Origin of the sequence: Photobacterium lucens, assembly GCF_009873615.1 — a bacterium.
GTDB classification, from domain to species: domain Bacteria; phylum Pseudomonadota; class Gammaproteobacteria; order Enterobacterales; family Vibrionaceae; genus Photobacterium; species Photobacterium lucens.
Genome location: NZ_SSMG01000007.1, coordinates 16,086 through 23,133, shown reverse-complemented (window position 1 = coordinate 23,133; position 7,048 = coordinate 16,086). Strand labels below are relative to the sequence as shown.

General features: G+C 41.7%; 5 protein-coding genes. 3 read left to right on the top strand and 2 right to left on the bottom strand.

Translation table 11 applies throughout. From position 1 onward, the window contains the following. The first annotated feature begins 588 nt into the window (after nt 1–588). Nucleotides 589–831 (top strand): hypothetical protein, encoded by a 243-nt coding sequence (locus tag E5A76_RS01450; RefSeq protein WP_161117895.1) that lies wholly within the window; start codon nt 589–591, stop codon nt 829–831. Nucleotides 832–883: 52 nt separating this feature from the next. Here the strand turns inward: E5A76_RS01450 and E5A76_RS01445 are convergent, their stop codons facing one another. Next, complete coding sequence (locus tag E5A76_RS01445; RefSeq protein WP_161117894.1) at nt 884–1,147, bottom strand: hypothetical protein; 264 nt, start codon at nt 1,145–1,147, stop codon at nt 884–886. A 56-nt stretch (nt 1,148–1,203) separates the two neighbouring features. Then, a complete protein-coding gene (locus E5A76_RS01440; protein ID WP_161117893.1) occupies nt 1,204–1,596 on the bottom strand; it encodes a hypothetical protein in 393 nt (130 codons plus the stop codon). Nucleotides 1,597–1,903: 307 nt separating this feature from the next. Between E5A76_RS01440 and E5A76_RS01435 the strand changes: the two genes are divergently transcribed. Both E5A76_RS01435 and E5A76_RS01430 read left to right on the top strand, forming a co-directional pair. Next, on the top strand, nt 1,904–3,136 hold the full coding sequence (locus tag E5A76_RS01435; protein ID WP_161117892.1) for an exonuclease SbcCD subunit D C-terminal domain-containing protein: 1,233 nt from the start codon (nt 1,904–1,906) through the stop codon (nt 3,134–3,136). Between the two features lie 14 nt (nt 3,137–3,150). Next, nucleotides 3,151–6,948 carry an AAA family ATPase gene (locus tag E5A76_RS01430; RefSeq protein ID WP_161117891.1) on the top strand — a complete coding sequence of 1,266 codons (3,798 nt, stop codon included), beginning with the start codon at nt 3,151–3,153 and terminating at the stop codon, nt 6,946–6,948. The last annotated feature ends 100 nt before the right edge of the window (nt 6,949–7,048 follow it).

The window sequence follows — 7,048 nt, the reverse complement described above, 5'->3', positions numbered from 1 at the left end:
CTTTAATAACTGTTTTCATGAGTAATAAAACCTTGTGTATTTATGTTTGTGAACGCCTTGTGCGTTTCGATGGGTGCTATATTAATTTTTTCAAAAATAAAAACAATAACGTGATTCGGTAATTAATTATTACTATAGTGTAATAATTAAGAAGGGTTGTATTGGTAGGGATTAGTACTTAGGTGTATGTGTTTGAATTTATGGGGAATGAAGTGATATTTAATTTTTGAGTGATAAAAATCAGAAGTGATATGAAAGAGGAATTATGCTGGTAGTTCACATGTTTTACTTAATCGTAACGTGGGAAACTAGAAGTAAATAGGTCACTTTTGTGAGTAAAAGGATAGTTTGAGCTCACTTTTAATGTGAATGCGGATTATGTAGTGCATGAAAGATTGAATATGTTAAATAGGTTTAAATTCGTATTTTTTGACCGCTAAATTACCTACCATCGAGCGAATGAAATCTTCGTTCTGAGTATTTGAGGTATTTTTGATAACTATGTGTCGCACATCTACATCATGGGTATTGAAATCAGTTTATTCAATCTCAATATTCAACTTAGTTGGTAATGTGATCGGGGTAATTATGAGTTTAATTGTAAAAACAAAAAAAGAGATTCAAGTGGAATTTAATGGTTATCACAAAAAGTATTTTGTTGTGCATGACCTTATAAAATCTACTTATCAACTCAGTTATGAATCTGCTGGAGAGTTTACACGTCAGAACAAAACTCTTTTTGATGAAACTTTTCTTGATGAAAAGAGTGCAATTAATGAGTTGATAAGATGTTTTGAAGAATTCGAACCATCATTAACACCTTATCCCTGATTACGTTAAAAAAAACCGCCCATTGAGGAGGTTTTTAGATAAGGATTGATTTCTAAGAGCGGGATAATACTCCAGACCAGTTAGCTTGGTTTTCTAGTTTTAACTCTATAATTAAGTTATCGTTTTTTAGTTCTAAGTGTCTTTCTGTTACTTTAAGAATAAAAGTATTGTCTTCTATATTGTATTCACTTTGTTTGATAGGGAATTGGGCATTTTGTATTGTTATTAAGTCTCCTACCGATGGCGTTAATGGTAGTTCGATAAGCTCTGAAACATCGTGCTCGCCATTGAGTTTTAATTTAAAAATAGTTTTCATGGTAAATCCTTTTTAGTTGTTATTTGTGTATGAGAGCTATTGTTGGTTTTCTATGTTCATTTCAGGTTTAGGCTATTTAAAAATAACGTAGTCTGATCTGTGAACTTTTTAAAATACTCATCATTTTTTGTAAAATTACCATACAAATCATGAGTACCTGAATTAGAGCGATAGTGGTCGTAGGTATTATAAATTTTTTTTATCCGCTTGAACTCTGAATTGCTTGATCTTGCTTGTAATTTCTCTATATCTGATTCATTCAAACCATGTTGGAAATTACCATCATTCAGTATGCTTAGTTGCTTTATCAGCACTTCTCTTACTGGTATAACAAGTAGATTGTACTCTTTACGTTTGTCTCTACTTAAAGCAAGTCTATTTCCAATTAGTGCGCCTACTAGTACACCAATTAACCCGCTAAGAATTTCTGAAAGACCGAGATAACTCAATACATATAACTCCATAATTTATATGTGTGTATTATGCTTAGTTGTGTTAATTATCTCAATATGTGAAGTTAGTACGCATAAATAAAACTATTGTTAAATACACATTCAAAAGATCGCTTTACAGCGGTCTTTTTTCTTTTCTGCGCCACTTAAAACCAAACCTCATTTCCCCACACTAACTCCCTGACTTATTTATCAAAAATAAAATTCCGTGATAGCTGCGCAAGGCAGTGAAATAGCGGATGTGGTTTGGGATTTCTCACGGTACAATCAGCAGATTATTTCTGGCTAGGTTGCGCATTATATTATGAAAATTATCCATACCTCTGACTGGCACTTAGGGCATCAACTCCACGGCTATAATCGCGAATATGAACATCAAGCGTTCTTGGATTGGTTAGCCGGTGAACTTGAAACTCAGCAAGCCGATGCTTTGTTAGTGGCAGGGGATATTTTTGATACTGCCAACCCGCCTGCTAGCAGTTGGCGCATGCTTTATCGCTTTTTGGCGAAAGTCTCTAAAACGCTACCGAATTTAGATGTGGTCATGATTGGCGGTAACCACGATTCACCAAGTAAGCTTGATGCGCCTCATGAGTTATTAAAAGCCTTTGATTTACATATGGTTGGCGGTATCTATCGCTTAGAAGATGGCTCGTTAGATGTTGATCGTATGTTGGTGCCTATTACCAATAAAGACCAACAAACGGCTGCCTATGTTCTTGCCGTACCATTCTTGCGCAGTGCTGATTTACGGACTGATAACCTTGATGAAAACGACGATCGCCTAATCAAAGGGGTCGAAGTGCTGTACGGTGAAATGACCCAAGCCGCCCGAACATTACTTGCGCCAGAACAAGCAATGATCGGCATGGGACACGCGTATATGGCATCAGGGCAACTATCTGAAATGTCGGAACGTCGTGTACTAGGCGGTAATCAACATGCACTACCTGCTTCGATTTTTGCTGATGACATGAGTTATGTCGCACTTGGGCATTTGCACTTAGCACAAAAAGTGGCGAAGAAAGAGCATGTGCGTTATAGCGGCTCACCAATTCCACTATCAATGGCAGAGCGTAACTATAAGCACCAAATTCTAGCGGTAGAGTTTGATGGTTGTGATGTTAAAGCCATTGAAGAGATCAGTATTCCTCGCAGTGTAGATATGCTCAAAGTACCAACCAAAGCTGCACCGCTGGATGAAGTATTAGCGGCATTAAAAGCGCTGCCTGATGATGAACTGCCACGTGAGCAACAACCGTTTTTAGAAGTGCATGTTCTGCTTGATAAGCCGCAAGCTTTACTGCGTGAAAAAGTGCTGCAAGCATTAGAAGGCAAGTCAGTTCGCCTTGCCAAAATCACTCCGCATTACAATCAGCGTGAGCAACAAGACAGTTTGCAACATCGCCGTTTGTCAGACGTTTCACCACAACAAGTGTTCGCATTAAGTTGGAACAAGAAATTCGATGGTGAGCCAACCGAAGCTATGGCAGAAGCCTTTGAAACCCTATTAACCCAAGTTGAAGAACAAGAATAAGAGAGATAATAACAATGAAAATCCTTGCGCTTCGTGGTGAAAATTTAGCGAGTTTACAAAGCCAATTTGAGATTGATTTTGCTGGCGGTCGCTTAGGTGACGCAGGCTTATTTGCAATCACAGGTAAAACTGGGGCCGGTAAATCTACTTTGCTCGATGCTATTTGCTTGGCGTTATACGATCGTATTCCTCGCCTACAATCTAACAAAAAGAACGATGCTGAAATTGGTCGTGATGATGAAGATAACCGCATTAAAGCCAATGATGTTCGTAGCATCTTATCGCGCGGTAAAGGCGAAGGTTTTGCCGAAGTCGACTTTGTTGCTAACGATGGTTCACATTGGCGTGCTCACTGGCATGTTCGCCGTGCTCGTGGTCGTGCTGAAGGTAAAATTCAAGCCGCTGAACAATGGTTAGAAAACATTGAAACAGGACAGCGTTTCGCGGGCAAGAAACAAGAACTACAAGCGGAAATTGAAAAGCTGATCGGATTGAGCTTCGATCAGTTTCGTCGTGCAGTGATGTTGCCACAAGGCGAGTTTGCAGCATTTCTAAAAGCGGGGGCTGATGAACGTGCGGCATTGTTAGAGCGTATGACGGGCGGTGAAATCTACGGTCGATTATCCATTGCAGCCCATGAACGAGCGAAAGATGAAAAGCTTAAACTGACACAGCTTCAAGGCAAGTTAGGTGATATCGCACTGCTCACTGATGAAGAGCGTGATGCATTAAATGCCCAATTAGCAACGGCTCGTGAGCAAGTGACGAGCCAGCAACAAAAGTTAGAGCAACTTAAACAGCATCAAGAGGTGTTGGTAAATGCTGAAAAACTGACGCAACGTATTGACGAAAGTGAGCAGCAATTAGTACAAGCCAAGCAAGCTCAGCAATTGGCAGCACCACGTTATCTGCAACTTGAAAAGTATGAGCAAGCGCTACCTGCTCGCGGTGATTTCACGCTATTAACCCAAGCTCAGCAACAAGTGATCAAGTGGCAGCAATCACTGCAATTAGCAACCACTGAATTAACGGCTAAGCAGCAACAACAAGGGCAATTACAAACCAGTGTTGAGCAAAGCCAGCAGCAATTAGCGCATAAACAACAAGCATTTAATGCGCTGGAACCAAAGCTAAAACAAGCAGCCAATATTGAGCAAAAGCGTGATGGCCTGCAGCAACAAAGTACGGAGCTGCAACAGCAATTAGCGGGCTTAAATAAAGAACTGACTGTACAGCGTGAGCAATTAGCGAGTAAGCAACAGCAGCAACAGTTGGCGCAATCACAACAGCAACAAGTGGCGTCAGCATTGGCTCAAACACAAGGGGTAAAAGCCTTGGCTGAGCAGCAAAATGCGATCAAAGATAACATTAGCCAGTTCCAACAAGCGCAGAGCCAAATTGCCCAGTTGCAAAATGACATAAAGCAGCGTGAAGCAACGTTAGCATCAGTGACGCAGCAGCAAATCCAGTTCGATAAACAGTTATCAGCGTTGGATCAGCAAAAGCTGCAATTAACCGAGCAAACCGCAGCGCACGATCTTACTGCATTAGAGCAGTTACAAGATCAAGAGCGCCAACACTATGCGGCGTATCAGCAATTAAGTAGCAAGCTTAAAGAGAGCTTATTTGGCCTTGATAAATGGCATGGTTTGCTGCAACAGCGTGATAAATCTCAGCTCACGCAGCAAGGTTTAATCAATAGCATTGCCACTAGTGAGCAGCGTTTAGCGGCATTAGCCCCTGAGTTATTACAACTCGATACGCAGCATAAAGAAGTGGAATTTCAGTTAAACCAAAGCCGCGCGGTAATGAGCTTAACTGACTATCGAGAGCAGCTTGTAGAAGGTGAAGCTTGCCCATTATGTGGTTCGGAAACCCATCCTTATCAGCAGCATAATCCTCAAGTTGAAAGCATTATTAGCCAGCAACAGCAGCGATTACAGCAATTAGCCAAGCAATTGCAAGATACTAATGCTGAGCAGCGTCAGCTAACTCAATCCATCACCCAAGATAAGCAGCGTCAAACCGAACTTGAGCAAGATATCGCAGGATTCAATAACACTATTCAAGGGGTAGTGAATCAGCAGCAGTGCCACTGGACTGACTTAATGACAGTGGAGCTTGATGCTATTACTTTGGCTGACATTACCTTATCGACAGACAGCGATTTAGCTCAGCTTTCTCATTATCAAGCCAATTGGTCGCAAGCGGTCGATGATGCCAAAGCGCAAATGCTACAAATCAAAGATCAGGGTGAACAGCGTAAAGTGCTGATTGAAGAGGTGAAGAAACAACAGCTTCAGTTACAGCAGCTAACCAAGCAAGAAGCCGAGCTAAAAGAGCAATGTTACCTGTTAACTCAGCAACAAACCCAAGCGCAAGAGCAGTTCAATGCGTTTACGACACAAGCGAACAACTTGCAAAATGTGGTTGCTGAAAGACGACAAGCGTTAATGGCTATTTACGGCAATGATGCATGGTTAAACGCTTTAGCCCAGCAAGGTAAAGCGGGCTTTATTGCCGATTTAGAGCAGCAAATTCAGCAATATCAAATCAATATTGAACAACAACAATTGCTTGAAAAACAGCTGACAGAGCTTTCGCCAGTGCTCGCAACGTTAACCAATAGCGTGCAACATGCAGAACAACAAGCCAGTGACATCACAGCAAAATTGACTCATCTTGCAAAAGAGCAACAGGCTTGTTGGCAACAACGTGTCGAATTAGTTGGTGAGCAGCCACTCGATACCATTGAACGCTCAGCAAAAGCAGATATTGAAGCGCAGCAGCAACAGTGCCAACAGCTACAAACACAATTAAACCAGTTAGCAGAAGTGATGGCTGCAGAGCTAACCAAACAGCAGAACGCGACTCAACAGTTGGCGGAATCTGAAACGGCACAGCAAAAGCTGCAACAAGTATGGCAAGCATGGTTAGCAAAACTGGCGTTAACGGAAGCAGAATTAACAGCACTGTTAAGCAAAGACGAAGCATGGTTACAACAAGAGCGCACTGAGCTTAAACAGTTAGAGCAAGCGGTGTCGCAAGGCGAAACCATTGTTAAAGAAAGGCAGCAAGCACAAGTGGATTATCAGCCAACGGTTGAACTTGCCAAGCAGTGGTTTAGTGAGCATGACATCAGTGATGATGCGTCAACCCAGCAGCAATTGTTTAGCCAATGGCAGACAGAAAAGTCACAACTGGATGATCAGGTATTCCAATTACGCCAGCGCTTAGATTTAGGAAAGCAAGCTGAAAAACAAGCAGGGGATTTACGCTCTGCATTAGCGACTCAGCAAACGCAAACAGAGCTGTGGATGGAAATGAGCGATTTAATTGGCTCAGCAACAGGTAATAAATTCCGTACTTTGGCACAAGGGTTAACGCTGCAACAGTTAGTGATTAATGCCAATGAGCACCTTCATGATCTTGCGCCTCGTTATGCGCTACAGCCTGTACCGGGCAGCCCGTTAGCGCTGCAAGTTATCGACCATGATATGGGTGATGAAGTGCGCAGTGTGGAATCGCTCTCTGGTGGTGAAAGTTTCTTGGTGTCGCTGTCGTTGGCATTAGCGTTAGCATCACTGGCTGCTGATACCCGTCAATTAGGTTCGCTATTTATTGATGAAGGCTTTGGTACGCTCGATCCTGATAGCTTAGAAATGGCATTAGCCTGTTTAGATGCGTTGCAAGCAGATGGTCGCCAAATCGGGGTAATTTCTCACGTTGGTACGCTGGTGGAGCGTATTGGTGTACAAGTATCGGTAGAAGCACAAGGTGGTGGACGTAGTAATATTGCCATAAAAGGTTAATATTAGTGATATTTAACCTATTGTAATTATTTAACATTTATCTTTTTCATCGACGTAAATCGACCTGTTTCTTAAAATTGATATTCAACTTGGTTTATAG

Coding starts and splice junctions, on each gene's coding strand:
- E5A76_RS01435 (WP_161117892.1), top strand. CDS start 1,904: ATGAAAATTATCCATACCTCTGACTGGCACTTAGGGCATCAACTCCAC.
- E5A76_RS01430 (WP_161117891.1), top strand. CDS start 3,151: ATGAAAATCCTTGCGCTTCGTGGTGAAAATTTAGCGAGTTTACAAAGC.
- E5A76_RS01450 (WP_161117895.1), top strand. CDS start 589: ATGAGTTTAATTGTAAAAACAAAAAAAGAGATTCAAGTGGAATTTAAT.
- E5A76_RS01445 (WP_161117894.1), bottom strand. CDS start 1,147: ATGAAAACTATTTTTAAATTAAAACTCAATGGCGAGCACGATGTTTCA.